This is a genomic window from Paraburkholderia sacchari, from assembly GCF_000785435.2.
GTDB classification, from domain to species: Bacteria; Pseudomonadota; Gammaproteobacteria; order Burkholderiales; family Burkholderiaceae; genus Paraburkholderia; species Paraburkholderia sacchari.
Genome location: NZ_JTDB02000017.1, coordinates 18,497 through 42,982 on the forward strand (window position 1 = coordinate 18,497; position 24,486 = coordinate 42,982).

Consider the following 24,486-nt stretch of genomic DNA (forward strand, 5'->3'; position numbering starts at 1 on the left):
AGCTCACCAGCTGCGAAAGCGTGCGGGCGGCGTATAGAGCCCACCCGACCACGTCACGAGATCGTCGATGCTGCGCGCCGCGAGCAGCGATCGTTTCGCGTCGCCGCGGCGAATGCCGAGATCTTCGGGGAACTGAACGATGCCACGGCGGCGCAATTCCTCGGTCTTTTGCGGCTGCGCGCGCAGGCCGATGGGCGTCACGCCCGCGACCGCCGCAAGCGCCGCGCGTCGTTCATCGATGCCTTCCGCGCGATGCAGGTGCACGATGCCTTCCTCGGTCACGACGTGGCTCACGTCGTCGCCGTAGATCATCACGGGCGCGATGGGCATGCCGCTTTTCTCGCCTACGGCGATGGCGTCGAGTTCATCCACGAAGGTCGGCTCGCCGCCTTTCTTCCACGTTTCCACGAGCTGCACGACCAGCTTGTGGCCGCGCGCTATCGAGGGTTGCGAGCTGTCCGACTTGAGCAGCTTGAGCCACGCGTCGCTCGCGTGGCGGCGACCGCGCGGATCGTGGCCCATGTTCGGCGCGCCGCCGAAGCCGGCCAGCCGCCCGCGCGTGACGGTGGACGAGTTTGCGTCGGCATCGATCTGTAGCGTCGAGCCGATAAAGAGGTCGACGCCATACTGGCCTGCAAGCTGGCACAGCACGCGATTCGAGCGCAGGCTGCCGTCGCTGCCGGTGAAGAACACGTCGGGGCGCGCGGCGATATATGCCTCCATGCCCACTTCGCTGCCGAAGCAATGCACGCTCTCGACCCAGCCTGATTCAATGGCCGGGATCAGCGTGGGATGCGGATTAAGCGTCCAGTTGCGGCAGATCTTGCCCTTCAGGCCCAGCGACTCGCCGTAAGTGGGCAGCAGCAGCTCGATCGCGGCGGTGTCGAAGCCAATGCCGTGATTGAGGGAGGTAATGCTGTACGGCGCGTAGATGCCCTTGATGGCCATCATCGCGGTGAGCACCTGCAAGTCGCCGATATGGCGCGGATCGCGCGTGAACAGCGGCTCGACCGCGAAGGGCCGGTCGGCCTGCACGACCACGTCCACCCACGAGCCGGGAATGTCCACGCGCGGCAGCTCATCGACGATTTCGTTCACCTGAACGATCACGATGCCCTGGCTGAACGCGGCAGCCTCTGCAATCGTGGGCGTATCCTCGGTGTTCGGGCCCGTGTACAGATTGCCGTGGCGGTCGGCCTTTTCCGCGCACAGCAGCGCGACCTGCGGAATCAGGTCGACGAACATGCGCGCGTAAAGCTCCACGTAAGTATGGATCGCGCCTACTTCGAGCTGGCCGTCCTCGAGCAGTTGCGCTACGCGCAGGCTCTGCGGACCCGCGAACGAGAAGTCCACGCGGTGCGCGATGCCGCGCTCGAACAGCGTCAGATGTTCCGGGCGGCTGATGCTCGAAATCAGCAGATGAACGTTGTTGAGTTTCGCAGGATCGGCTTTGGCGAACGAGCGGGAGAGGAAGTCGGCCTGCTTCTGGTTGTCGCCTTCGAGAGCGACGCGGTCGCCGGGGCGGATCAGCAGTTCCAGCGCTTCGGTCGTGCGCGCGGCAGGCAGGATGCCGTCTTCGAGCCAGCCGGCAATGGCGGCGAGGCGGCGGGCCTTTTCATCGCGGCGCGTGGTCCACGAGCGCGGCGCAGCATTGGCAAGATCGGGCGAAGTGGGCGTTTCAGCTTGAGGCTTCATCGGGAGTTCGGCTCCGTGAGCGGGGTGTTGCGGGAGAGGCAGAAGAAGCGCGGGCGCGCCGTTTTTTGGCGGCGGGCTGCGCCGCTGCGCGCTCGGTCAGGAAACGGTAGATCAATTCGCCCGTGCCGAGCAGATGCGCGGCCACCAGCGCCTGCGCGGCAGGGATGTCGCGGCGCTTCACAGCGTCGAGGATCTCGGTGTGCTCGGCATCCGATTCGCCCTTGTAGGCAGGAAAGCCGAATTTCAGGCGCAAATAGCGCTCGCCACGGCGGTGCAGGGTGCCGAGCATCTCCATCAACTGAGGGCGGCCGGCGGGCGCGTAGAGGCTCATATGGAAGGCTTCGTTGCGCGCTACGTAGAGCGACGGATCGCGCTCGCGCGAGGCCGCGGCGGCCAGCGCGCTTACTTCGCGCAGCGTGGCCTCGGTGTGATGCGGAATTGCGAGCCCGAGCGCGAGGCTCTCGAGCGCCGAGCGGATCTCGTAGATCTCGCGCGCCTCATCGCGCGAGAGCGAGGCGACGCACGCGCCCTTGTTGACCTCGATCCGGGCCCAGCCCTCGCTCGCGAGTTGGCGCAGTGCCTCCCGCACGGGAATGGCGCTCACTGAAAAGTGGCGCGCGATTGCGTCCTGACGCAGCGGTGCGTCGGGCGCGAGCGTGCCCTCCACGATGGCGGTGCGCAAGGCATCCGCAATCATGCGCGACGTGCTGGTGCGCGGCGCCGCTGCCGCCGGCAGACCCGGCAATCCTTGCGGGGCGGGCTGCATGGCGGGCAGTTGGGCGGCCTCGGCGCGACCTTCCAGGGGAAAACCATCCGTTGCGTGGCTCATAGGATCAAATATTATATATAAAAAGACACATTTGAAAGCCTCGGAAACCCGCAGCCAGGCGGGTCGTTAGCGCATGCGTCATGGTAGTGCGGCGCGTGCAAAAACCTCATGGAGAGAGACACCTATGAACTCGATCACCGGGGCCGCGCAGCGCGCCCGTAAAACGCCCTTGAACCGCTCGCAGATCGTGGGTTTCTGGGGCGCCTGGGCAGGCTGGACGCTCGACGGCATGGACTCGTTCATCTACGCGCTGGTGCTCACGCCGGCGCTCGCCGAGTTGCTGCCGCGCTCGGGCTATGCGGCCACGCCCGCGAACATCGGCCTCGCGGGCTCGATCCTGTTCGCGCTGTTTCTGGTGGGCTGGGGTCTCTCGTTCATCTGGGGGCCCATGGCGGACCGCTTCGGCCGCACGCGCGTGCTGGCCGGCACGATTTTCATGTTCGCGATCTTCACGGGTCTCTCGGCCACCGCGCAAAGCGTCTGGGCGCTCGGCATCTACCGCTTTCTTGCGGGCGTGGGCATTGGCGGCGAATGGGCGCTGGCGGGTACTTATGTGGCCGAGTCGTGGCCCGAGGATCGCCGCAAGATGGGCGCTGGCTATCTGCAAACCGGCTATTACGCGGGGTTCTTTATTGCTGCAGCGCTCAACTACACGGTGGGCGTGCACTTCGGCTGGCGCGCGATGTTCCTCATGGGTGCCGTGCCGGTGGTGGTTGCCATTCTCGTGCTCACGCGCGTGGAAGAGCCGGCCAAATGGCAGCGTTCCGAAGCCAGCCACGTGCATCGAGGTCATCCGCTTCGCGAGATTTTCGGCAGTGCTTATCGTGTGCGTACCGTGGTGGCTTGCGCGCTCCTGACCATCGCGATCATCGGCTTGTGGGCGGGCGCCGTGTACGAGCCTTCCGCCGTGATTCAGCTCGCGACGCGCGCGGGCGCGACCAAGGCCGAGGCCATCCGCACGGCGTCCATCGCGACCGGCATTCTCTCCATCGGCACGATTCTCGGCTGCCTCGCGCTGCCGCCGATGGCCGAGCGCATCGGGCGCAAGTGGACGCTCGCGGTGTATTTCGCGGGCATGGCTGTGACGATTGCGGCGAGCTTCGGCTGGGCCTATTACCTCGAGAACGGACTCGTGCCGTTCATCGCGCTGCTGTTCGTGCTGGGCTTTTTCGGCGGCAACTTCGCGCTGTTCAGCTTGTGGCTGCCCGAACAGTTCGAAACGCGCGTGCGCGCCACGGCGTTTGCGTTCTGCACGTCGTTCGGGCGCTTCGTGGGGGCGGGCGTGAACTTCCTGCTGGGCGCGGCGGTGCTGCATATGCACACGCTGGGCGTGCCGGTCGCCCTCACGGCGCTCGCGTTCGTGCTCGGGTTGCTCATCATCCCGTTCGCGCCGGAGACGAGGGGCGAGACGCTGCCCTCGTGAAGCGGGCTGTGAAGTGGACTGTGAAGCGGGCAGCGTTCGCTATATCAGCAAGGGCGGCGCGCTTCAACGCCGCCTGAGCACGAGGCCCGGCGGCACGAGGCGCCAGCCGAGATTCACGCCGAGGCTCGCCAGCACGATCAGCACCATGCCTGCGAGTTGCGGCGCGCTCAGCGCGCGGCCATAGACGATGGCGTCGACGGCGATGGCCATGAGCGGATAGACGAACAGCAGCACGGCGATCACGGGCGTGGTGAGCTTGGGCAGCGCGCCATAAATCAGCACATAGGACAGCCCCGTGTGCAGCACGCCCATGCCGATCAGCCAGCCCCACTGCGCGGGCGCGATATGCGCGAACTGGAGCGGCGCGACGAAGGGCGCGATGAGCGGCAGGCAGAGCGTCCCCACCGCGCATTGAATCAGCGTGAGCAGATGCGGGCGGAAGTCGCGCAGGCTCTTCGCGATCAGCGTGACGCTCGCGTAGAGCACGGAGCCGCCCAGCGCTTCGGCCAAACCAATCAAATAGCGCGGATGGTCGGCGACATGGCTTTCCGCGAGCACGCCCGAGGCGAGCACGAGGCCCGCGAACGCAATCGCGATCCAGCCGAGCCGGTCTGCGCCCAGCCGCTCGTGAAAGAGCGCCGCGCCCATCAGCACGACCCAGAATGGCTGCACATGAAACACGACCGTCGCGACCGCGATGCTCGTGCGATGAATCGAATCGAAGAAGCCCACCCACTGCGTGACCATCAGCACGCCCGAGACGAACGCGAGCGCGAACGTGCGGCGCGTGAACTGGCGCTTGATCTGGCTTCGGCTAAGCCAGCCCTTCCACGCGCAATACGCAGCGAGCGCGAGCATGCCGAAGAAGCAGCGGAAGAACACGAGCGTGAGCGCGCCAAGGCGCGCCTCTTCGACGAAGATGCCGATCGTGCCCATCAGGAGCCCGCCGCCCGCGAGCATGACGACGCCTTGGCGGCGGCCAGTGTGAAGTTCGGATTGCATGGCCGGAATCGGTAAATGGAAAGGCGGTTGAAAACCGGGACAGTATTCGCCAGTTGCGGGGTGCCGGCAAACGAATTAAATTGAAGAATTCCATCAACCGGACTTATGAATCGTGAATCCCGAGTTCGATCTCGACTTGTTGCGCACCTTCGCGGCTGTTGCGGATGCCGGCAGCTTCACGAAGGCCGCCGTAGCCGTGCATCGCTCGCAGGCCGCGGTGAGCATGCAGATCAAGCGGCTGGAGCAGATGCTGGGCACCACGCTGTTCACGCGCGACACGCGCAATCTCGCGCTCACGCGGCCCGGCAATACGCTGCTCGAATATGCGCGGCGCGCGCTCGATCTGCAGGAAGAGGCGTGGTCGGCGCTGGTGCGGCCGGAGGTGACGGGGCGCGTGGTGCTGGGCGCGCCCGACGACTACATGGCCGCGCTGCTCTCGCCGGTGCTCCGGCGCTTTTCGACGCTCTATCCGCATGTGGAGATCGAGATCGTGTGCGCGCAGAGCGTGGCGCTCGGGCCGATGCTGGCGGACAACAAGATCGACATCGCTTTCGTCACGCGCGATAAAAAACTGCGCGGCGAATTCGTGCGCAGCGAGGACATGGTGTGGGTGGGCTCGCCCGACGATCCCGCGCCGCTCGCGATGTCGCCGCTGCCGGTGGGGCTGTACGAGCATGGCAGCGTGGCGCGCGCGCATACGGTGGCGGCGCTCGATGCGGCGCACATCCGCTATCGCGCGGCCTATAGCAGCGCGAGCCTGTTGGGGCTGATGGCGACAGTGGAGGCGGGCATCGCAGTGGTGGCGCTCACGCGTTGCAGCGTGCCGCCGCGCTTCGAAATTCTGGGCGAGGCGCAGGGGCTGCCCAGGATCGAGCCGCTCGACATTGTTGTTGCGCGCAGCGTGAAATCGAACCGGCCTACGTGCGATTATTTCGTAGAACAGATGGTTCAGGATCTTTCGGTGCGTCGTCCACGGGCATAATATCATCGCAACATCCGGCCGTTTTCCATTTTTCGGGCCATTTCGAATTCTTCGAATAGCGAGTCGCCGCCATGTCCGACCTCGATTTCCATTTCGACCTCGATCGTTATTTCGCGCGCATCGGCTACCACGGCGAGCGCCGTGCGTCGCTCGACGTGCTGCGCGCGCTGCATCGCCTGCATCCGCGTGCGATTGCGTTCGAGAACCTCGACCCGTTTGCCGCGCGCCGCGTGTCGGTCGCGCCGCCCGACGTGTTCGCCAAGCTCGTAATGTCGCGTCGCGGCGGCTATTGCTTCGAGCACAACACCGTGCTCGCGCATGCGCTCATGCAGCTGGGTTTTCGCATCGAGCCGCTCGCCGCGCGCGTGCTGTTCGGCCGTCCATCCGGCACGATCACGCCGCGCACGCACATGCTGCTGCGGGTGCATCTGGACGGTGCGGCCTGGCTCGCCGATGTGGGTTTCGGCAGCGCGTCGCTGTGCGCGCCGCTGGCGTTCGGCGAGCGCGGCGCACAGGAGACGCTGCTCGAACCCGCGCGGCTCACGCCGCTCGGCGAGCGCGAGCGCGAGTGGAAGCTCGAACAATTCGACGGCAATGATTGGATCGACGTCTATCGCTTCGACGACGCGCCCGCGCAATGGGTCGATTACGAAATGGCGAACTGGTACACCTCGGCGTCGCCGCAATCGTTCTTCACGGAGAGCCTGATCGCCTGCATCGCGCGCGAAGACAGCCGCGCGATTCTCTTTAACGACCGCTATACGGAGCGCGACGCGAAGGGCCAGCGAACAACCGAGCGCACGATCGCGAATGCAGCGGAACTCGCGCGCTGCCTGAACGAGCAGTTCGGCCTGGATACCGCGGGCTTCGACATGGACGCGCTGTTCGCACGCGTGCAAGGGCGGGGTGCAAATCGCTAATGGAGGGGGACACGTTGGATAACGCTCTCGTCAAGCGTCTGCTCATCCAGACGTTCGTCTGGCTGGTGTTCCAGGGCGCGCTGCTGTTCGTCGCGGCGGGCACGCTGGCCTGGGCCGCCGCATGGCTCTGGCTGGCCGAATGGGCCGTGCTGGGCTCGTGGGTCGGCCTGTGGCTCGCGCGCACCGACCCCGGCCTGCTTGCCGAACGTCTCGCGCCGTTCGCCCAGCGCGAGCAGGCGGGCTGGGACCGCATCTTCATGATGGCGGTCGCGGTGGGTTGGTGCGCGTGGCTGTGCCTGATCGGCATCGACGCCATACGCTTTCGCTGGTCGCATGTGCCGTTCTGGCTCGGCGTGTGCGGCGCGGTGGGGATCTTCGCCAGCCTGTACTCCATGCGCGCGGTCTTCGCGGCCAACAGCTATGCCGCGCCCGTCGTGAAGATCCAGCGCGAACGCGGTCACACGGTGACCGATAGCGGTCCCTATGCCTATGTGCGCCATCCCATGTATGCGTTCGCGATTCCGCTGCTGGCAGGCACGCCGCTCATGCTCGGCTCATGGTGGGGCCTCGCGTGCGTGCCGTTGATGGTGGCGGGGATCGGCTGGCGCGCCGTGCGGGAAGAGCGTGTGCTCGCCACAGAACTGCCGGGGTACCGTGCGTATATGGAGCGGGTGAAGTACCGGTTCGTGCCCGGCGTCTGGTGAATCGCGCGCGGGCCGGGCATGCTCGCACCGCTAATGCGCGGCGCGCTCAGCAGATTCAGCACCATCAGCACCATCAGCACCATCAGCACCATCAGCACCATCAGCACCATCAGCACCATCAGCGGCCGCGGACGTCATTTGCCGCCACCGCCGCTCTCCAGTTCGTTCGCATAGCGCCGATAAAGCCAGGCCAGCGCCGTGCTCGTGAGCAGTGCAAAGGTGACATTGACGACGCTCTGCCCGATGGCGAGCACGGTGATCCACGCGGGCGTTTTCACGTCCTCGGGCGTGATGCCGGCGGCGCCCAGGCCAATCAGCGCGATCACGCCGCAGACGAGCAGCGGCAGCGCCGCGACGCACGAAACGCCCAGCACGCTCCAGAAGTGTCCACGGCTGTCGCGCCACGCGGCGCCCAGCGCGAAGCGTCCGCCGATTGCGAGCGACGGAAAGAGCAGGCTGAGCCGCACACCGATGAAGATCCAGATTGCGCCGACGATCAGCGAAAGAAAGGCCACGCCGCCCTCGTGGCGCGGGCGCAGCACCAGCCAAAAGGCCGCCGCGATGGCCACCAGCGCGAGCATCATGACGAGGCCCAGCGCCACGATGCGCAGGAGGGGCTTCGCACCGGACGCGATGAGCGGCGTCGCGGGCTCGCCGAGCAGCACGAAGCGATAGACCTTCAGCACGAACCAGACATAGACGAGCGCATTGAGCAGCGAGGCCAGGTTGGCGAGCAGCACGAGGCCGGCGGACGGCCCCTCGCCTTCGCCCGGCAAGGGCCGGCCGGCCAGTGCCAGCCCGCCGAGCACGGCGTAGGCCACGAAGGTGCCGAGCACGAGCGCCGGCATGCGTGTGAACGCTTCCCGTGCGCTTCCCCACGCGTGTTTCACGCATTCCATGAAGGTCATCTGCTGCATGGTTTTTATCGCTGAAGTTACAGATGGCCTACAGTCTAACGCGGCGCGCTTTATTTAACGGCGAAGAGCGTGAGGTTCATGAAGACCTTGAACGCGAAGCCGAGCGAGACGGCCGCGCCCACGCCGCCGCACCACAGCAGCACGAACCAGAGCCAGCCGGGCAGCGCGCGTGTGCGCGCCTTAATGGTAGTGATGGATGTCGCCATGACGGAGCTTGCCTCGGAAAACCCAGTAGCTCATCGCCGTGTATGCGACGATGATGGGCAGAATGAACGCTGCGCCAATCAGCGTGAAGGTCTGGCTCTCGCGCGGCGCGGCCGCTTGCCAAAGCGTGAGCTGCTGCGGAATCGCATAGGGCCACAGGCTCACGAGCAGTCCCACATAGCCGAGCAGCACGAGTGCGAGCGCGGCGGCGAACGGCGTCTTGTGACGGCGCGATTGCACAGCCCAGCGCATCCAGATGGCGCTCGCGAGCACCAGCAGCGGCACTGGCGCGAGCCGCCAGAACAGACCCGAGCCAAACCAGCGTTGCGCAATGGCAGGGTCTTGCAGCGGCGTCCATACGCTCACGAGCGCGATGAAGCCGAGCAGCATGACCGTGAGCGGCCACACGAGCTTGTGCAGGCGGCGCTGCAGATCGCCCTCGGTCTTGGCGACGAGCCAGCAGCTGCCGAGCAGCGCGTAGGTCGCCACGAGCCCGAAGCCGGAGAGCAGGCTGAACGGCGTGAGCCAGCCGAAGGCGTCGCCGGCGAAGCGCCCATCGGCGATCGGAATGCCCTGCAGGAAGGCGCCCAGCGCGATGCCCTGGAAGAACGCCGCGCCCGTCGAACCGCCGATGAACGCGAGATCCCACAGATGCTTGGTGCGCGTGGCCTTCGCGCGAATCTCGAAGGCCACGCCGCGGAAAATCAGGCACACGAGCATGAACACGAGCGGCAGATAGAGCGCCGAGAGCACCGTCGAATAGACGATGGGGAACACGGCGAACAGCCCCGCGCCGCCCAGCACGAGCCAGGTCTCGTTGCCGTCCCAGACGGGCGCGACCGTGTTCATCATGAGGTCGCGCTCGTCTTCGTCGGGGAACAGTGGAAACACGATGCCGATGCCCAGATCGAAGCCGTCCAGCACCACGTAGAGTAAAAGACCGAGCGCGATGATCGCGGCCCAGATGATGGTGACGTCCATGTTTGTCTTGCCTCGTTTCGATTGGGGATCGTGTAGTTCGCGATTGCTTGTACGGGTTCCGGTGTCACGCGTCGATCAGTTGATCGGCGGCGTGCGTTGGGCGGCGCGCGGGTTGATTCGCCGGTTGGTTCGTGGGTTGATTCGCGATACGCGTGGCGGGAACGATGGGGGCGGCGGGCAGGGCGGGGCCGGTGCGCATGAGCTTGAGCATGTAGTAGATGCCCGTGCCGAACACGAGAAAGTACACGACGACAAAGGTCATCAGCGAGACGCTGACTTGCTGCGCCGTGAGCGGCGAGACGGCTTGCGCGGTGCGCATCACGCCGTAGACCACCCACGGCTGGCGGCCAGCTTCGGTCGTGATCCAGCCTGCGAGCAGCGTGACGAATCCAGTGGGGCCCATCGCCAGCGCGAAGCGCTGGAACGCGCGCGACTCGTAGAGCGTGCCGCGCCGGCGCAGCCACCAGCCGGCAATGCCGAGCACGATCATCAGGATGCCTAATCCAACCATCACGCGGAAAGTCCAGAACAGCAGCGTCGAGTTCGGGCGCTCCTCGGCGGGGAACGATTTGAGGCCCCTGATTTCGCCGTCCCAGCTATGCGTGAGGATCAGGCTGCCCAGATGCGGAATCTTCACGGCGTAGCGCGTGGTTTGCGCTTCCATGTCGGGCAGGCCGAACAGGTTCAGTGCGGTGCCGCCCTGCTCGGTGTCCCAGATGCCTTCGATCGCCGCGATCTTGGCGGGCTGGTATTCGCGCGTGTTCAGACCATGCGCGTCGCCCACGATGGCCTGCAGCGGCGCGAGCACGAGCAGCAGGCCGAGCGCCATTGCGAACATCTTTTTCACGGCCGCGTCGCGCCGGCCCTCGAGCAGATGCCACGCGCCAGTCGCGGCCACCACGAGCGCGGCCACGATGAAGGCGGCAATCGCCATGTGCGCGAGTCGGTACGGGAACGACGGGTTGAAGATGATCTGGAACCAGTCGGTGGGCACGACGTGGCCGTCCACCACCTTGAAGCCTTGCGGCGTCTGCATCCAGCTATTCGAAGCGAGAATCCAGAAAGTGGAAATGAGCGTGCCGATGGCGACCATCAGCGTTGCGCCAAAGTGCGCGCGCGGGCTCACGCGGTTCCAGCCGAACAGCATGATGCCGAGGAAGCCCGCTTCGAGAAAGAACGCGGTCATCACCTCGTACATGAGGAGCGGCCCCGTGACCGGGCCCGCGAACGACGAGAAGCCGGACCAGTTGGTGCCGAACTGGTAGCTCATGACCACGCCCGAGACGACGCCCATGCCGAAGGCCACGGCGAAGATCTTCGACCAGAAGAGACACAGGTCCTTGTAGAACGGTTTGCGGGTCTTGAGCCAGCACGCTTCGAGCACTGCGATAAAGCTTGCGAGACCGATGGAGAGCGCCGGAAAGACGATATGAAAGGAGACGGTGAAGGCGAATTGCAGCCGGGCCAGATCGAATGCGGAGAGTGACGATTGCATGTGCGTGCCTGCTAGGTGCTTGCGTAGCGGAAAGCGTGTTCGCGCGCGTGGTGTGGTGATGCGCCGTGCGAATGGACGTAAGCGTAGGGGAACAGGGTGCGCTTTGCTGCACTGCGACGTGCGCCAGCGTGTCGCAGCTGTCAATCGTCAAGCGACTAAGTTGTGCGCTAAATCGTTGATAGGGATCAGTTTGGATTAAGGATTCGTTGAAGATTAATTGGGCGCACAGGGGCGTGCGCTGCGTCAATTTGCGTCAAATCAGGCGCGGTTCGGGTGCTGGCGTGTGCTGTGCGTCAATTCGCCCAGGTGACGGATGCTGCACGCTCCGCATGGTGCTGTGCATAACGGCTCCATAAAGGATCGTCACAAGGATTCCTGGAGAGCGCGCTGCCCTTCGCCGTCGGCGATTGTGGCGGAGGGCAGCGGGCCTGGAATGATTTATGGAATATCAGCCGCCGTCGAAGCCGTCCCAGATCTCATGGCCGGGATGACGTCTGTTGTATTCAGCGCGAATCTTCTCCTGGAGTTGGGCTCCTGCCTCCTGCATTTTCCAGGTCGGATATTGGTCGGCGAAATCACTGAGGATGACACCCGCAGTCGCCAGCACCAAGGAGATCAGTGGTCCTGCGACGGGGATGAAACCCGCCATGCCGCTTGCGAGACTGACGACTTGTCCGGAAAGAGCTACCTTGTCCTGTGTGGTAAGTGTCCCCGCGGCCCGCTTCTTCAGATAATTGTCCAACGCCGCACCGAACCCCACAGCGCCAAGCGCCGTGCTGATCGCGGCAGGGAAGAGTTGTGCACGCAACGGTTTTGAAATCTTGAACCACTCCGGAAACGTATCGGTATTGCTGAGTAAGCCATTCTGGTACTTTCCGAACTCCGTACCATACTTTTGTGCCCATGCCGAGAGCTTGCCTGGCCGCTCCTCCAACGACGTGGCTTTTGTTATATCGGCCAGCTCCCCGAATGCCTTCGGCGCCGTTTTAATGAGGCTTTCGTATTCGTCCATCGCATGATTGAACTGGTCATACGTTTCCTGTTTCATATAGGCGTAGTTGTCAAGTTGTGCGACGGTGTTTTTGACCGAGTCGTCATGCGAGGCGCGAGCGGCATCGATCGAATCGAATCCCCGTGCTTTCAGTTGCTCCATGAGCGGCTGCGCCCTTTCGTCGATTGACTTGATATTTTCGTTGGCGTCATTCATGGCCTTTTTGGCGGAATCCTTGAGCGACGTCCCCAGTTCTTGCATTTCCAGGTACTGGCCAAGGATGCCTTGAGTGCCGTCTTGCAACGCCAGCGGTGCCACGTCATAGGGTCTCGACTCGATATTGCTGATGACACGCTCTTGCAACTGGTTCTGTTGGTCCGCAACCTGCTGGTCGATGCGCGATGTCCCAGCGCTCTGGGCTTCGTTGATCCTGTTCGCCAACGGATCATCGGAACCGAAGTTGCTGTATTCGGGCGCTGCGGGCGGGGGTGGTTTCGAGGCCAACTGCTTGACCATATGATTGCCGAAATCCGTCATGGCGCCGCCAGTCACCTCGGTGACGCCTTGGCCGAGGGCGGCGCTTCCTCCGATGAAATCGTCAGTTGGATCCTTGCCGTCCTTCATTTTCTGGAATCCGGACATGAACATCGAGCCTGCCTTGGTGAAGTTGCTGGCGGCGGCATTGAAGCGGGTTCCGAGCAGAACGCCGAGGCGGCCTTTGGCGCCGATGGGGTCCATGAAACTTTGGCCGGGACGCTGGAAGCGGGCGAGCGGTGTGCCCTGGAGAACCTTGGAATTGTTAAAGCGCGCTTCGTCGAAGATCACTGCACGGGCGTAGCTGCTTGCGGACTTTCCGTACGAACCATACTGGTCTGCAGCGCTTTTGTGTTTGTCGCCGAATGCGGGTAGCGGGATGCCGGCCCGTTTCGTAATGTCATCGATCGTGTCGCCGGGTTTCGCCTCTTTCAGTGCCGTGCTGAGCGCGGAAATTTTCTTGCTTTGCTCGTCGGTCGGCTTCTCCTGCTCCATCAGATCAACCGCTTCGTTGTATGCAGTCGCGGCTGCGATAGCGTCGTCGGTCGTGTCTTTGTCGTTCTTGATGTCGTCCTGTATACGATTTACCGCGTCGGAGTAATTCTGTTCCTTGTTGGCAAGGTCATTGCTCAGCACAAGATTGGTGGCGGTTTGGTCTGACTGGTCTTTTGTATCCTTGCTGCCATTGTTGACCTCGGCTTGACCGGTGCCATTCGGTTCTCCTGCAACCGAGTGACGGGCGGTAGAGTGAGTATCGCCGGTAGGTCCCCCCGACTTGGCGCGAGCGCCCTGTTCGACGTGTTGTTGCGAATCGGCCGGTGTTTGTGCACTGCCACTCGGAGCGGTCTGGGGATTCGACTTGGCATCGGTCACGCTGCGGGGCTGCGCCTGCCCCTGACTGGAAGTGCCATCGCTTGCATCGCCGCGGTCGTTGGGCTGGGTACGACTGGTTTCGGGTGTTTGCTGCGCAGCCGGGTCTTCCTGTCGTACCCGGTCAAGCGTGCTAGTCGACTTTCGACTGGCATCGTCCGGCTGTTGCGCATTCGCGCCTTGCTGTGTCTGCGGTGTCGGGGCAGGCGCACTGCTTGCAGCGCGGGCGGCGCCGGAATTGTCTAGTCGCTGGAAATCGGCCGATGCATGTGGACTGTCGTTCAGGGGCGCCTGGGCGTTCAGCCTTTGTTCAGCGTCGTTGCGGGAATCAGTCTGACTTTGACCAGCAGTGCCATTGCTTGAACCGTTGCCATCACTGGTCTGATCGGAACTGGCATCGCGTGTCAACGACGTGTTCTTCTGCTGCTGTATCTGGTCGATCGTGCTGGTCGGGTTTTGTGTTTGCGGTGTTGTTTGTCCGCTATCTGAATTGTCCGGGGTTTGCGAGGTTGACTGACTTTCTGGGCGGGTCGCTGGCTGACTGGAATCAGACCCGGAATCCTTCTGGCTTGATGCGTCTTGTTGAGAGTTGTTGTCCTGCGTACCGGCAGCACTGTTCGCAGATGTGTCCTGACTTGAGGACGTGTCGTCTTGCGATTGCGAATCATACGATGACGATGAAGAGTTCGAGTCGACTTTCATAAATAATCCTCAGTAAATACGCGAGAAGGATTTCGCCGCATGGAGCGTTCGCCGAGATGGCAACTCATCGTTACCTGGAACAGTTCCGGGATGGCAATGAAAGGTCATTGCTGCAGTGACGAGGAGTCAAGCGCGAATGGGACTTGATGTGATGGCTGAATGCCTTCCGCTCGCTTCCCATCATTTTGAGACTGAAGATCTGATTTCCCGATTAGCATGGTCGGCGGGTTGGACGGAAGTCGATCGCATATATCGACGACTGTTTTTATTATTAGTAATGCATGGAGACGCGAATGGGAGTGACTGGGAAGATTCGGGAAACGGGGCAGGCGCAGGATACGCGTCGCCGCATCATGGCAATCGTCGGCGCATCGTCGGGTAATCTGGTCGAGTGGTTCGATTTTTACGTTTATTCATTTTGTGCGTTGTATTTCGCACCAGCATTTTTCCCATCGGGCAATACCACAACGCAGTTGCTCAACACGGCCGGCGTGTTCGCAGCAGGATTCCTCATGCGTCCTATCGGCGGCTGGTTTTTTGGCCGTCTGGCCGACCGTCACGGTCGGCGTACGTCAATGCTGGTTTCGGTATACATGATGTGCGGTGGCTCGCTTGTGATTGCCATGTTGCCGACGTATGCCCAGATCGGCGCGCTGGCTCCGGCACTGCTATTGATTGCCCGCCTGTTTCAAGGGTTGTCGGTCGGCGGGGAATATGGCACCAGTGCGACCTATATGAGTGAAGTCGCGCTGGAGGGGCGACGCGGCTTTTACGCATCGTTTCAGTATGTGACGTTGATTGGTGGGCAGTTGTGCGCGCTGCTCGTGCTGGTGATCCTTCAACAACTGCTTGACGCCGGGCAACTCAAGGCATGGGGCTGGCGTATCCCATTCGTAGTCGGGGCGGGGGCAGCGCTCGTTGCATTGAATTTGCGCCGGTCGCTGGAGGAAACCACGACAGCCGAGTCGCGTGGCAACCGTGATGCGGGATCGTTCAGCGGCCTGTGGCAACACAAGCGCGCGTTCATCACGGTACTGGGTTTTACCGCAGGCGGTTCACTCGTCTTCTACACATTCACGACGTATATGCAGAAGTACCTCGTCAATACGGCCGGCATGCACGCGAAGACAGCCAGTAACGTGATGACCGGCGCGCTGTTTGTGTTCATGCTGATGCAGCCTTTGTTCGGAGCGCTGTCGGACCGCATCGGGCGGCGCAAGTCGATGATTTGCTTCGGACTGTTCGCTACGTGTGGCACCGTGCCGTTGCTGCACGCACTAAGGGATGTGACTAGTCCGTTTGCGGCTTTCGTGCTGATTGTCGCCGCGCTGGCTATCGTGAGTTTCTACACGTCGATCAGTGGGCTCATCAAAGCCGAGATGTTTCCCGTGCAAGTACGAGCGCTCGGTGTCGGGCTTTCTTATGCGATCGCGAACGCGATCTTCGGTGGTTCCGCGGAATATGTGGCGTTGTGGCTTAAGCAGATTGGCACCGAGCCGCTGTTCTACTGGTATGTCACGATGATGTGCGCCATTGCGGGGCTCGTATCGTTGATGATGCGCGAGCCGGCGAAGGAGGGGTTCCTTCGGGATACAAACTGAATCTCCATGGTCGGTCACTGCGCCACGCAGTGCGCGTGGCGCATGTCGCTTTTACGAGCCGGCGCCTGTCGTGGCGGGCGCGGGATCGCTCCACAGCTTGCCGCCGGTCGCCCAGTCTTCGGTCTTCACGTCGGTGAATATGATGTCGACCGATTGGGCATCCACGCCCAGCACCTTGCAGGTGGTCTCGGTGAGCGCGGCGGCAAGCTCGCGCTTTTTCTCGACACTGCGGCCCTCGAACATCTCGATGTGGAAAGTCGGCATACGGATCTCCTTGTTTGCAGAGTAGTGAAACGGGTTGATTCGCGATCGGTTTCAGATCGGTCGCAATCAGTCGCGATATGACGTGTCGATGCGATCGAGCTTGCGCAGCAGCGCGGGCCATTCGAGCACGCCTTCGATTGCGCCGCCGTCGCGCAGTTGCTCGGCCGTGTGCGCGCAGACCTCGGGCGTGGGCAGCACGAGCGGCACGCCGCCGGCCTGGGCCTGCAACTGAATTTCGCAGGCCTTGATGAGCGTCGCCATCAGCACGAATGCCTCGGCGACGGTGCGGCCCGTGGTGAGCGTGCCGTGGTTGCGCAACAGCATCGCGGGATGCGCGCCCAGGCTCGCGGTGAGGCGCGTGCCTTCGGCGGGCGAGAACGACAGCCCCTCGTAATCGTGCCAGCCGAGCTGGCCGTAGAAGCGCAGCGCATGCTGCGAGGCGGGCAGCAGGCCGTCACGCTGGATCGAGACGGCGATGCCCGCCGTATTGTGCAGATGCATCACGCACACGGCGTCGGGGCGGGCGAGGTGCACGGCTGCGTGCAGCGCGAAGCCGGTTGCATTGACCGGATGCTCGCTGTTGCCGACGATGCGCCCTTCGGTGTCGATCTTCACGAGATTCGAGGCGCAGACTTCGTCGAAGGCGAGGCCGAACGGGTTGATCAGGAAGCGGCCCGGCTCGCCGGGCACGGCGGCGGAGACGTGCGTGTAGATCTGGTCGTCCCAGCCGTAGAGTGCGATGAGCCGATAGGCAGCGGCAAGATCCACGCGCATCTGCTGTTCGGCGGCGGAGGGCGGTGCGGCGTCGGCGGCGATGCTGGCCGGACGGTGGGCGAATGACATGGACGGCTCTCCTTCAGCGAATTTCGGTGAACTTCAGCGCACTTCGGGACGGGCGCGGGGCAGCGTGGCGAGCTTGCCCGTTTCATCGGGCAGTGCGCCGTGCGCGGCGTTGGCGCCGGTTTCGGGTAATTTTGCCACCGCGCCTGGCGCAGACTGCTGGCTCGGCTGTGTCCGGCCCGGCGCGAGCAGGCGCCATGCGCTGTGGACGGACCATCCGGCGAGCGCGAACGGCGCGGTCATGCCGGGCATCCCGAGTTGCACGGCGGCCAGATGCAGCGCCGCGGCAAGCATCGTCGCACAGATTGCGGCGCGTGGGCCGAGCGAACTGGCCGCGAGCGCCGCGAGCGCGCCGTTGAAACCGCACACGCCCGCAACGAAGCTCGCGGGCGGCACGCCGACGGCGTATTCGATGACGGTCGCGAGCGCCGCACCGCCGAGCGCATAGGCCGCGGCCCGGCGTGACGACCATGCGAGGCCCGCGAGCAGCACGAGGCCCGGCAGCGCGCCCGTGGCGAAGGTGGTTTGCGCGACGCCGCTCAACACGCCCGCCGCTGCGTCGAGCCAGGACAGGGACAGATGGGCCGGCGCGATTGCGCTAGCCATCGTGGTTCGCTGGTTGCCGAAGCCCAGCGCCATCCAGAGCCAGGTCGCGAGAAGGCAGGGCGCCGAATAGACGGAGAGGCCCGCGCGGCGCAGCCAGCGCACGAGCGGCGCGCCGATCCATGCGGTGGCCGCCGCCGCGAGCACGGCGAGCACCACGGCAGTGAAGTTTTCGCCCGCGAAGGTAATCGCCGCCAGTCCGGCGAGCGCGCCGTTGAAGCCCACGAGGCCGTCGCGGACTTCGGCGTACGAATGGCCAGCCCGCCGCGCGCAGAGATTGGCCGTTGCCGCGCCGATTACCGCCGCGCAGGCGAGCCACAGGTCGCACAGCGCGAGCGCCGCAAGCAGGCAGATGCCTGTGCCGGCGTGCCGCTGCAGGACGATCTGGCCGAGGCTGCGCAGCAGCGTGCGCAGGTGCCCGGTGAAGCCAGGCGGGGCGTCCGTGGACGCCGCGTGGGCGGATGGGCTGGCGAAAGCGGCGTCCGGATTGGCTTGAGCGGGCGCTGGGGTGGACATGATGGGCGAACGGGAACGCAAACGGGAACGAGGAAGGCGCGGCCTGTGAAATGCGGATTCGAGCGGGTCGGTGCCAGGTTGGGCCACAATAGGCGGACCTAAAGGCGGACCTAAAGGCAGACCTAAAGGCAGACCTAAAGGCAGACCTAAAGGCAGACCTAAAGGCAGACCTAAAGGCAGACCTAAAGGCAGACCCAAAGGCGGACCAAAACAAAAGCGGCGGGCCGCAAACCGCGCCGGGCCGGCCCGCAGCGCGAGGATAGGCGAAGCGGCCCATCTTGCGCATGCTCGGGCATTGATAGTCGCTATTTGCCGGTAGTATTCCCACTGGTATGGCCGCTGCGGCCTGCAAGGAGACGAGCCATGCGTGAGCTGCGTTGGGTGTCGGAAGAGGGTGAAGGCATCGAGCATCTGGCCTTCGATTCGAGCGGCGGCGCGATCCGCGTGGAGAGCGTGGTGGTCGGGCAGCGCTACGGCCAGGCCTATGGTCTTTGCTACACGGTGCATTGCGACGCGCACTGGCGCGCGACTTACGCGGCGTTCCGCGTGATGGGCGGCAAGGCGTTCGCGATGCATGGCGACGGCCACGGCCACTGGCGCGACGGCGAAGGCCGCGTGCTCGAGGCCATCGAAGGCTGCATCGATATCGACATCGCGGCCACGCCCTTCACGAACTCGCTGCCGATCCGGCGCCTGAATCTCGCGCGCGGCGAGCGGCGGCCCATCGAGGTCGCCTATATCGCGGCGCCGGGGCTCGAGCCCAAACGCGTCGAGCAGGCCTACGTCTGCATCGAGCCGGATCGCGAATACCGCTACGAAGGCATCTTCCGCGAGTTCACCGCGAACCTGCGCGTCGACGAAGACGGCCTCGTGATCGACTATCCCACGCTGTTTCGCCGCCTGCCGTCCCCCGCGCGTTGAAGCGGCGCTGCCGCATCACGTCGCTTCACGCCGCTTCGCCGGCCCGGGTCTTGCCGAACAGCAGTTGCTCGACGAGCGTGTTGTCGATGGTCTCGTTGTTGAGCGTGCGCGCGAGCAGTTCGCCCGCGAGCAATTGCGGCGAGAACACCATGTCGGGCTGCAGCAGGCGCAGGCGCTGCAGGTTGCGGCTGTCGTTCACGAGCGCCACGGTGCGCACGTTCGGCGCGAGCTCCTTGATCGCGAGGATCACGAAGGCGTTCTCGGCGTCGTCCATGCGCAGCGCGAGCACGGAGAGTGCGGTTTCCGCGCCCGCGTGGTGCAGCGTGGCCGTGTCGCTCGCGTCGCCTTCCACCAGATCGGCCTCGGGCGGATAGGTGTGCGGCGTGCCAGGCGACACGATCACCGTGACGGCGTAGCCGCGCTTTTTCAGGCCCGCGTACACGCTATGCGCGAGCGGCGAAGCGCCGACGATCAAATAATGGTTCTTGCGGGTCACGTTGGAGATGCCTCCGGTCACGATGCGTTTGAGCTTGCCGCCGATCACCGGCCCGAGCACGGCGCTGATCGACGTGGCGAACACGGTGATGCCGAGCACGATGATCGAGGCCGTGAAGAACCGCGCGGTGTCCGAGCGCGGCACGATATCGCCGTAGCCCACGGTCGACATCGACACGATCGAGAAGTAGAACGCCGTTGCCATGGTGCGGATGGGCGGCGCGAACTGGTCGCCGAGATAGAGCGCGCCGAACATCGCGTAGATGAGCAGCGAACCGATGCTCAGGACCGCGAACAAGGTGCTGGCGGCGAAGCTCGAGCGGTCGAAGCGCCGCCAGTAAACCAGCAGCGCGACGGCCAGCGCGAGCGTGAAGGCGACCATCACGCCGCTGCGATAGTCGCCCCACCGGCTGATGCCGGCCGCCGCCGCGAGCAGCAGCAGCGAGATCACCCACGCCACGCGGGCGCGCAGCGCGATGCCGATCGCCATGGTCGCGAGGCCCGCCGCGATCACGGCCTGCGGCAGCGCGAGCACGCCGAACGCGTTGATGAGCGTGATCCAGTCCTCGTACCACGAGCCGCGCGACTGGCGCAGCGCGTTCTCGGCCACGGGGCGCAGCAGCATCAGCCCATCGATGACGAGCAGCAGCGCGAGATACCCGTGCGGCACCAGCTGGGTGGTGAACGTGCGCAGGCGGCGTGCGAAGGTTTTCATGCGGGCGCGGAGGGTTCGGCGATCAGGCGGCTCGACGTCGCGCGGATCAGGCGCTGCGCTGGGCGGCCGGCGGCGTCGATTGCGGCGTCGATTGCACCGGCGGCGCCTGCACGATATGCAGCTCGCGCGTGCGCAGCGGCAGCGCGCATTGCGCATCGTTGAGCGCCTGGCGCACCTTGCGCGCGAGGCTCCAGCGCATGTCCCAGAACGTGTCGATGTTGGACCAGACGCGGATATTCAGCACGGCGGTGCTGTCGTCGAAACGGCTCACCATCACTTGCGGCTCGGGCGAGGCCAGCACGTGCGGCTCGGCGGCGGCCAGTTTGCGCAGCACATCAATGGCGCGATTCGTATCGTCGCTCACCGAGACCTCCACTTCAAGGTCGAGGCGGCGCGTGGGATTGCGGCTGTAATTGCGGATCGAATTGCTCCACAGGCCGCTATTGGGCACGTATTCGCAGATGCCGTCGGCTTTGGTGAGGCGCGTCGTGAAGAGATTCACTTCTTCCACGGTGCCCGCGACGCTCGCGCCGCTGCCGCCCTCGATAGAGTCGCCCACCTTGAAGGGCCGCAGCAGCAGCAACATGATGCCGGCGGCGATGTTCTGCAGCGTGCCTTGCAGCGCGAGGCCGATGGCGAGGCCGGCGGCGCCGAGCACGGCCACGATGCTCGCGGTCTGCACGCCGATCTGCGAGAGCGCGCCGACGATCGCGACGAGGCGCACGCCCCACAGCGATGTATCGCGCATGATGGGGCGCAGCGTGGCGTCGATGCTTTCCTGGCGCGCGAACCAGTTGCCGACACGCCGCGCGATCCACCAGCCGATCCAGAGAATTGCGATGGCCGCGCAAAGGCGCAGCGCGAAGCCGGTGAGCGCGTCCCACAGGAAATTCCAGTTGGACGGTTGAATGTGATTGAACAGGGATGCCATAAGCGCGAAGTCCTCTAAGTCTGCCGGACCGGCGGCGCGCGGCCGGTCTGCCTGGAGGACGTATTGTAAAGGCGCATGTATGGCGTTGAGCCGTACGATGCGCATTTCATGCGCTAGCCAGCGTGTGCCGATCCACGTGGCAGAGTCTGCGCGCCTTCACCCAGCGCGTGCTGCATCAGCGTCGTGTCGCGCCACGCGCCATGCTTGAAGCCAACGGCGCGCAGCGTGCCCACGAACTCGAAGCCGAGGCTCTCATGCAGCGCGAGCGAACCGCCCCTCGGATCGGCGATCACGGCGATCATCTGTCGCCACGGGCCGGTTTCGCATCGCGCAATCAACGCTTCGAGGAGCGTGCGGCCGAGGCCGCGTCCGCGAAACACTTCGTCGATATAGATCGAATCTTCGATGGTGTAGCGGTACGCCGCGCGCGGACGATACGGCGTGGCGTAGCAATAGCCGGCCACCTGGCCGCCGATTTCGGCGACGAGCCACGGCAAGCCTTGCTCGCGCACGGCAGCGTGGCGGCGCAGCAGCTCGTCCTGCGAGGGCGGCTGTTCTTCGAACGAGGCCGCGCCGTGCAGCACGTGATGCGCGTAGATCGCGGCGATGGCGGGGAAGTCGGCGGGCGTGGCGTCGCGCAGCAGCGGCGCGTCGATGCGAGAGGGATTCCGGGGGGTGTTCATGAGGCAGGCGCGGGTTCGTGAGCGCCGCGCGGGCGATTTGCACAACAGGCATAGTGAACGGCGCGGCAACGCCGTTCACTATGCCTCGGGTAGGCAGCGAAATGAAGCGCGTCAAAAATGGCGCGGCACAGGCGGCAACGTCAACCGCGCTGCGCCTGCGGTGCGCGAGTCGATGCGGCCGCACCGCGCCCGAAGCGGCGCGCCCCCGCCACGCAGCCGATCACTACGACCGTCACGGCGATCATCGCGGGCGGCACCGCCTCGTGCAGCAGCAGCGCGGCAAGTACGAAGCCGAAGAACGGCTGCAGCAATTGCAACTGGCCCACGCCCGCAATGCCGCCGAGCGCGAGACCGCGATACCAGAACACGAAGCCGATCAGCATGCTAAAGAGCGACACATAGGCGAGCCCCCACCACGAAGCCGCGCTTACCGCCGCGAGCGAGGCCGGCACAAACGCCCACGCGAGCGGCGCCATCACGGGCAGCGAGATCACGAGCGCCCAGCAGATCACCTGCCAGCCGCCGAGACGCCGCGAGAGCCGCGCGCCTTCGGCATAGCCCAGCCCGCAGGCGACGATGGCGGCCAGCATCAGCGCGTCGCCGATGGGCGAGGCATCCACGCCGTGTCGCAGCGCGAATGCGACCACCGCGCCACTGCCGATCGCCGAGAAGACCCAGAACGCGGGCTGCGGATGCTCGCCGGCGCGCAGCACGCCGAAGATCGCCGTGGCGAGCGGCAACAGGCCGACGAACACGATCGCATGCGCCGAGTTCACATGGCGCAGCGCGAGCGCGGTGAGCAGTGGAAAGCCCACTACCACGCCTAGCGCCACGATCACGAGCGGCCAGATCTCGCGCCGCTCGGGGCGTGGCGCGCGCAGGACGAGCAGCAGCAGCGCGCCGAGCGCGCCCGCGAGCGTGGCGCGCGCGCCGGTGAGAAAGAGCGGATCGAGGCCGAGCACGGCCAGCCGCGTGGCGGGCAGCGAGCCGCTGAAGATCAGTACGCCGGCGAGGCCGCAGAGCCAGCCGTCGGTGGCGGAGTCGAGAGGTTTGCGCATGAGTCGTGGTCGAAAGGGAGCCTGTGCCAGTCATTGCATCATGCGCATGCGGCGGCAAACCGGTAAGCCAAGGATCAGTACAATATGGACAAACTGTATTGAACACGGAGCAGTACAGATGGAAGACACACGGCAGACAGGCAACCTGGCGCTCACCCGCGTCGAGCAGGTGATGCAGGCGTTGCGCGAGCGCATTGCCACGCGCGCGCTGGCGGCGGGGGCGCGCGTGCCGTCGATCCGCATGACGAGCGAGCAGCTCGGCGTGTCGAAGTCGACGGTGGTGGAAGCGTACGAGCGGCTGGTGGCCGAAGGCACGCTGATTGCGCGGCGCGGCTCCGGCTTTTTCGTGGCGGCGCACGCGCTGCCTGGCGCGCTCGGGGCTTACGGAACGCTCGGCACATTCGCGGCGCGCGGACCCTTGGGTTCGGTCGGCGCGGCGGGCCCGCGCCTCGACCGCGAGATCGACCCGCTCTGGCTCACGCGCCAGTCGCTCGAAACCGATGCGCGCGCGCTGCGGCCCGGCTGCGGCTGGCTGCCCGCGTCGTGGCTGCCGCAGGAGGCCGTGCGGCGCGCGCTGCGCGCGATCGCCCGCGACCCACACGCCCAGCTCACCGACTACGCCTCGCCGCTCGGCCTGCCGGCGCTGCGCCAGCAACTCGCGTGGCGGCTCGCGCAGCATGGCGTGGAGGCCGCGCCGGAGCAGATCGTGCTCACCGACGGCGGCAGCCAGGCGCTCGACCTCCTGTGCCGCTTTCTGCTCGAGCCCGGCGACACCGTGGTTGTCGACGACCCGTGCTACTTCAACTTCCAGGCGCTGTTGCGCGTGCATCGCGTGAAGGTCGTGAGCGTGCCGTACACACCCACGGGCCCCGATCTCCCAGCATTCGAGCGCGTGCTCGCCGAGCATCGTCCGCGCCTTTACGTGACCAACTCGGCGATCCACAACCCCACCGGCGCGACGCTCGCGCCCACGATTGCGCATCGGCTGCTCAAGCTCGCCGAGGAGCATGATTTGCTGATCGTCGAGGACGACATCTTCGCCGACTTCGAAACTGATCCCGCGCCGCGCCTCGCCGCGTTCGACGGCCTCGGGCGCGTGGTGGCCATCGGCAGCTTTTCGAAAACGATGACGGCGGCGGCGCGCTGCGGGTATATCGCGGCGCGCGCGGACTGGATCGAGCCGCTCGTCGACCTGAAGTTGTCGGTGTCGTTCGGCAATGGGGAGCTGGCCGCCGATCTCGTGCAGCGGCTGCTGGTGGACGGCACGTACCGGCGCTATCTGGACGGCCTGCGCGCGAAGCTCGCCGATGCGATGGGCGAGACGCTGAGGCGTCTGGCGTCGGTGGGCATCACGGCGTGGACGCGCCCGCGGGCGGGCATGCTGATATGGGCTCAATTGCCCGGCGGGCTCGACGCCGCGCGGGTAGCGCGCGAGGCGCTCGCGCATGGCGTGGTGCTCGCGCCGGGCAACGTCTTCAGCGTGTCGCGCAGCGCGGGCGGGTTCTTGCGCTTCAACGTTTCGCAGTGCAATCGGCCGAAGGTCTACGAAACGCTGCAGCGTGCGATGGAGCGGGCCACGGAAGGCAATCCGGAGCCCGCTTGAGGAAGCA

General features: G+C 65.0%; 22 protein-coding genes. 7 read left to right on the forward strand and 15 right to left on the reverse strand.

Annotated elements, in window-relative coordinates; translation table 11 throughout:
- Positions 1-3 precede the first annotated feature (3 nt).
- Positions 4-1,695 carry a malonate decarboxylase subunit alpha gene (mdcA, locus tag NH14_RS32075; protein ID WP_035533053.1) on the reverse strand — a complete coding sequence of 564 codons (1,692 nt, stop codon included), beginning with the start codon at positions 1,693-1,695 and terminating at the stop codon, positions 4-6.
- Positions 1,679-2,524, reverse strand: coding sequence for a GntR family transcriptional regulator (locus tag NH14_RS32080; protein ID WP_084225900.1), 846 nt, complete (start codon positions 2,522-2,524; stop codon positions 1,679-1,681). The genes mdcA and NH14_RS32080 overlap by 17 nt, the downstream gene beginning before the upstream one ends.
- A 124-nt stretch (positions 2,525-2,648) precedes the next feature.
- Between NH14_RS32080 and NH14_RS32085 the strand changes: the two genes are divergently transcribed.
- Positions 2,649-3,947, forward strand: coding sequence for an MFS transporter (locus NH14_RS32085; RefSeq protein ID WP_035533054.1), 1,299 nt, complete (start codon positions 2,649-2,651; stop codon positions 3,945-3,947).
- Positions 3,948-4,010: 63 nt separating this feature from the next.
- On the opposite strand, the gene NH14_RS32090 is transcribed toward NH14_RS32085, so the two are convergent.
- Positions 4,011-4,949: a DMT family transporter gene (locus NH14_RS32090; RefSeq protein ID WP_035533055.1), complete on the reverse strand. Its 939-nt coding sequence runs from the start codon at positions 4,947-4,949 to the stop codon at positions 4,011-4,013.
- Positions 4,950-5,061: 112 nt separating this feature from the next.
- Here NH14_RS32090 and NH14_RS32095 point away from each other — a divergent pair, with 112 nt between their 5' ends.
- The 3 genes from NH14_RS32095 (at position 5,062) to NH14_RS32105 (ending at position 7,555) form a co-directional block, all read left to right on the forward strand.
- The gene (locus tag NH14_RS32095) at positions 5,062-5,931 is read left to right on the forward strand and encodes a LysR family transcriptional regulator (protein WP_035533056.1); all 870 of its coding nucleotides are present in this window, start codon (positions 5,062-5,064) and stop codon (positions 5,929-5,931) included.
- 71 nt (positions 5,932-6,002) lie between these two features.
- Positions 6,003-6,851, forward strand: a complete 849-nt coding sequence (locus NH14_RS32100) for an arylamine N-acetyltransferase family protein (RefSeq protein WP_035533057.1) — start codon at positions 6,003-6,005, stop codon at positions 6,849-6,851.
- A 14-nt stretch (positions 6,852-6,865) separates the two neighbouring features.
- Positions 6,866-7,555: a methyltransferase family protein gene (locus tag NH14_RS32105; RefSeq protein ID WP_237179842.1), complete on the forward strand. Its 690-nt coding sequence runs from the start codon at positions 6,866-6,868 to the stop codon at positions 7,553-7,555.
- A gap of 134 nt (positions 7,556-7,689) precedes the next feature.
- Here the strand turns inward: NH14_RS32105 and NH14_RS32110 are convergent, their stop codons facing one another.
- The 5 genes from NH14_RS32110 to NH14_RS32130 form a co-directional block, all read right to left on the reverse strand.
- On the reverse strand, positions 7,690-8,472 hold the full coding sequence (locus NH14_RS32110; protein WP_035533059.1) for a hypothetical protein: 783 nt from the start codon (positions 8,470-8,472) through the stop codon (positions 7,690-7,692).
- A gap of 50 nt (positions 8,473-8,522) precedes the next feature.
- Positions 8,523-8,678 carry a hypothetical protein gene (locus tag NH14_RS32115; RefSeq protein WP_167556513.1) on the reverse strand — a complete coding sequence of 52 codons (156 nt, stop codon included), beginning with the start codon at positions 8,676-8,678 and terminating at the stop codon, positions 8,523-8,525.
- A complete protein-coding gene (cydB, locus tag NH14_RS32120; RefSeq protein WP_035533060.1) occupies positions 8,653-9,657 on the reverse strand; it encodes a cytochrome d ubiquinol oxidase subunit II in 1,005 nt (334 codons plus the stop codon). Before cydB ends, NH14_RS32115 begins: the two co-directional genes overlap by 26 nt.
- A gap of 64 nt (positions 9,658-9,721) precedes the next feature.
- A complete protein-coding gene (locus NH14_RS32125; RefSeq protein ID WP_035533061.1) occupies positions 9,722-11,152 on the reverse strand; it encodes a cytochrome ubiquinol oxidase subunit I in 1,431 nt (476 codons plus the stop codon).
- A gap of 448 nt (positions 11,153-11,600) precedes the next feature.
- On the reverse strand, positions 11,601-14,249 hold the full coding sequence (locus NH14_RS32130) for a hypothetical protein (RefSeq protein WP_152617293.1): 2,649 nt from the start codon (positions 14,247-14,249) through the stop codon (positions 11,601-11,603).
- 293 nt (positions 14,250-14,542) lie between these two features.
- Here NH14_RS32130 and NH14_RS32135 point away from each other — a divergent pair, with 293 nt between their 5' ends.
- Positions 14,543-15,850, forward strand: a complete 1,308-nt coding sequence (locus tag NH14_RS32135) for an MFS family transporter (protein WP_052148464.1) — start codon at positions 14,543-14,545, stop codon at positions 15,848-15,850.
- Positions 15,851-15,901: 51 nt separating this feature from the next.
- Here NH14_RS32135 and NH14_RS32140 read toward each other — a convergent pair whose 3' ends face one another.
- The 3 genes from NH14_RS32140 to NH14_RS32150 form a co-directional block, all read right to left on the reverse strand.
- The gene (locus tag NH14_RS32140) at positions 15,902-16,114 is read right to left on the reverse strand and encodes a 4-oxalocrotonate tautomerase (RefSeq protein WP_035533064.1); all 213 of its coding nucleotides are present in this window, start codon (positions 16,112-16,114) and stop codon (positions 15,902-15,904) included.
- A 66-nt stretch (positions 16,115-16,180) separates the two neighbouring features.
- Positions 16,181-16,957 (reverse strand): class II aldolase/adducin family protein, encoded by a 777-nt coding sequence (locus NH14_RS32145; RefSeq protein ID WP_035533066.1) that lies wholly within the window; start codon positions 16,955-16,957, stop codon positions 16,181-16,183.
- A gap of 33 nt (positions 16,958-16,990) precedes the next feature.
- Positions 16,991-18,073 (reverse strand): urea transporter, encoded by a 1,083-nt coding sequence (locus NH14_RS32150; protein WP_052148465.1) that lies wholly within the window; start codon positions 18,071-18,073, stop codon positions 16,991-16,993.
- Positions 18,074-18,436: 363 nt separating this feature from the next.
- Here NH14_RS32150 and NH14_RS32155 point away from each other — a divergent pair, with 363 nt between their 5' ends.
- Positions 18,437-18,994: a putative glycolipid-binding domain-containing protein gene (locus NH14_RS32155; protein ID WP_035533068.1), complete on the forward strand. Its 558-nt coding sequence runs from the start codon at positions 18,437-18,439 to the stop codon at positions 18,992-18,994.
- Between the two features lie 25 nt (positions 18,995-19,019).
- Here NH14_RS32155 and kch read toward each other — a convergent pair whose 3' ends face one another.
- The 4 genes from kch to NH14_RS32175 all read right to left on the reverse strand — a co-directional run bounded on the left by kch (position 19,020) and on the right by NH14_RS32175 (position 22,876).
- Complete coding sequence (gene kch / locus NH14_RS32160; RefSeq protein ID WP_035533070.1) at positions 19,020-20,204, reverse strand: voltage-gated potassium channel protein; 1,185 nt, start codon at positions 20,202-20,204, stop codon at positions 19,020-19,022.
- Between the two features lie 46 nt (positions 20,205-20,250).
- Entirely contained in the window at positions 20,251-21,135 is an 885-nt protein-coding gene (locus NH14_RS32165) for a mechanosensitive ion channel family protein (protein WP_035533072.1), read from the reverse strand.
- 113 nt (positions 21,136-21,248) lie between these two features.
- The gene (locus NH14_RS32170; RefSeq protein ID WP_035533074.1) at positions 21,249-21,818 is read right to left on the reverse strand and encodes a GNAT family N-acetyltransferase; all 570 of its coding nucleotides are present in this window, start codon (positions 21,816-21,818) and stop codon (positions 21,249-21,251) included.
- Positions 21,819-21,958: 140 nt separating this feature from the next.
- Positions 21,959-22,876 (reverse strand): DMT family transporter, encoded by a 918-nt coding sequence (locus NH14_RS32175; RefSeq protein WP_035533076.1) that lies wholly within the window; start codon positions 22,874-22,876, stop codon positions 21,959-21,961.
- Positions 22,877-22,994: 118 nt separating this feature from the next.
- Here NH14_RS32175 and NH14_RS32180 point away from each other — a divergent pair, with 118 nt between their 5' ends.
- On the forward strand, positions 22,995-24,479 hold the full coding sequence (locus NH14_RS32180; protein ID WP_052148466.1) for an aminotransferase-like domain-containing protein: 1,485 nt from the start codon (positions 22,995-22,997) through the stop codon (positions 24,477-24,479).
- Positions 24,480-24,486: the final 7 nt, after the last annotated feature.

Bases quoted from the DNA above. Each gene is read 5' to 3' on its own strand.
- NH14_RS32175 (WP_035533076.1), bottom strand. From the start codon at position 22,876: ATGCGCAAACCTCTCGACTCCGCCACCGACGGCTGGCTCTGCGGCCTC.
- NH14_RS32145 (WP_035533066.1), bottom strand. From the start codon at position 16,957: ATGTCATTCGCCCACCGTCCGGCCAGCATCGCCGCCGACGCCGCACCG.
- NH14_RS32140 (WP_035533064.1), bottom strand. From the start codon at position 16,114: ATGCCGACTTTCCACATCGAGATGTTCGAGGGCCGCAGTGTCGAGAAA.
- NH14_RS32130 (WP_152617293.1), bottom strand. From the start codon at position 14,249: ATGAAAGTCGACTCGAACTCTTCATCGTCATCGTATGATTCGCAATCG.
- NH14_RS32165 (WP_035533072.1), bottom strand. From the start codon at position 21,135: ATGGCATCCCTGTTCAATCACATTCAACCGTCCAACTGGAATTTCCTG.
- NH14_RS32115 (WP_167556513.1), bottom strand. From the start codon at position 8,678: ATGGCGACATCCATCACTACCATTAAGGCGCGCACACGCGCGCTGCCC.
- NH14_RS32090 (WP_035533055.1), bottom strand. From the start codon at position 4,949: ATGCAATCCGAACTTCACACTGGCCGCCGCCAAGGCGTCGTCATGCTC.
- NH14_RS32125 (WP_035533061.1), bottom strand. From the start codon at position 11,152: ATGCAATCGTCACTCTCCGCATTCGATCTGGCCCGGCTGCAATTCGCC.
- NH14_RS32135 (WP_052148464.1), top strand. From the start codon at position 14,543: ATGGGAGTGACTGGGAAGATTCGGGAAACGGGGCAGGCGCAGGATACG.
- NH14_RS32110 (WP_035533059.1), bottom strand. From the start codon at position 8,472: ATGCAGCAGATGACCTTCATGGAATGCGTGAAACACGCGTGGGGAAGC.
- NH14_RS32085 (WP_035533054.1), top strand. From the start codon at position 2,649: ATGAACTCGATCACCGGGGCCGCGCAGCGCGCCCGTAAAACGCCCTTG.
- cydB (WP_035533060.1), bottom strand. From the start codon at position 9,657: ATGGACGTCACCATCATCTGGGCCGCGATCATCGCGCTCGGTCTTTTA.
- NH14_RS32155 (WP_035533068.1), top strand. From the start codon at position 18,437: ATGCGTGAGCTGCGTTGGGTGTCGGAAGAGGGTGAAGGCATCGAGCAT.
- kch (WP_035533070.1), bottom strand. From the start codon at position 20,204: ATGAAAACCTTCGCACGCCGCCTGCGCACGTTCACCACCCAGCTGGTG.
- NH14_RS32080 (WP_084225900.1), bottom strand. From the start codon at position 2,524: ATGAGCCACGCAACGGATGGTTTTCCCCTGGAAGGTCGCGCCGAGGCC.
- NH14_RS32180 (WP_052148466.1), top strand. From the start codon at position 22,995: ATGGAAGACACACGGCAGACAGGCAACCTGGCGCTCACCCGCGTCGAG.
- NH14_RS32100 (WP_035533057.1), top strand. From the start codon at position 6,003: ATGTCCGACCTCGATTTCCATTTCGACCTCGATCGTTATTTCGCGCGC.
- mdcA (WP_035533053.1), bottom strand. From the start codon at position 1,695: ATGAAGCCTCAAGCTGAAACGCCCACTTCGCCCGATCTTGCCAATGCT.
- NH14_RS32170 (WP_035533074.1), bottom strand. From the start codon at position 21,818: ATGAACACCCCCCGGAATCCCTCTCGCATCGACGCGCCGCTGCTGCGC.
- NH14_RS32150 (WP_052148465.1), bottom strand. From the start codon at position 18,073: ATGTCCACCCCAGCGCCCGCTCAAGCCAATCCGGACGCCGCTTTCGCC.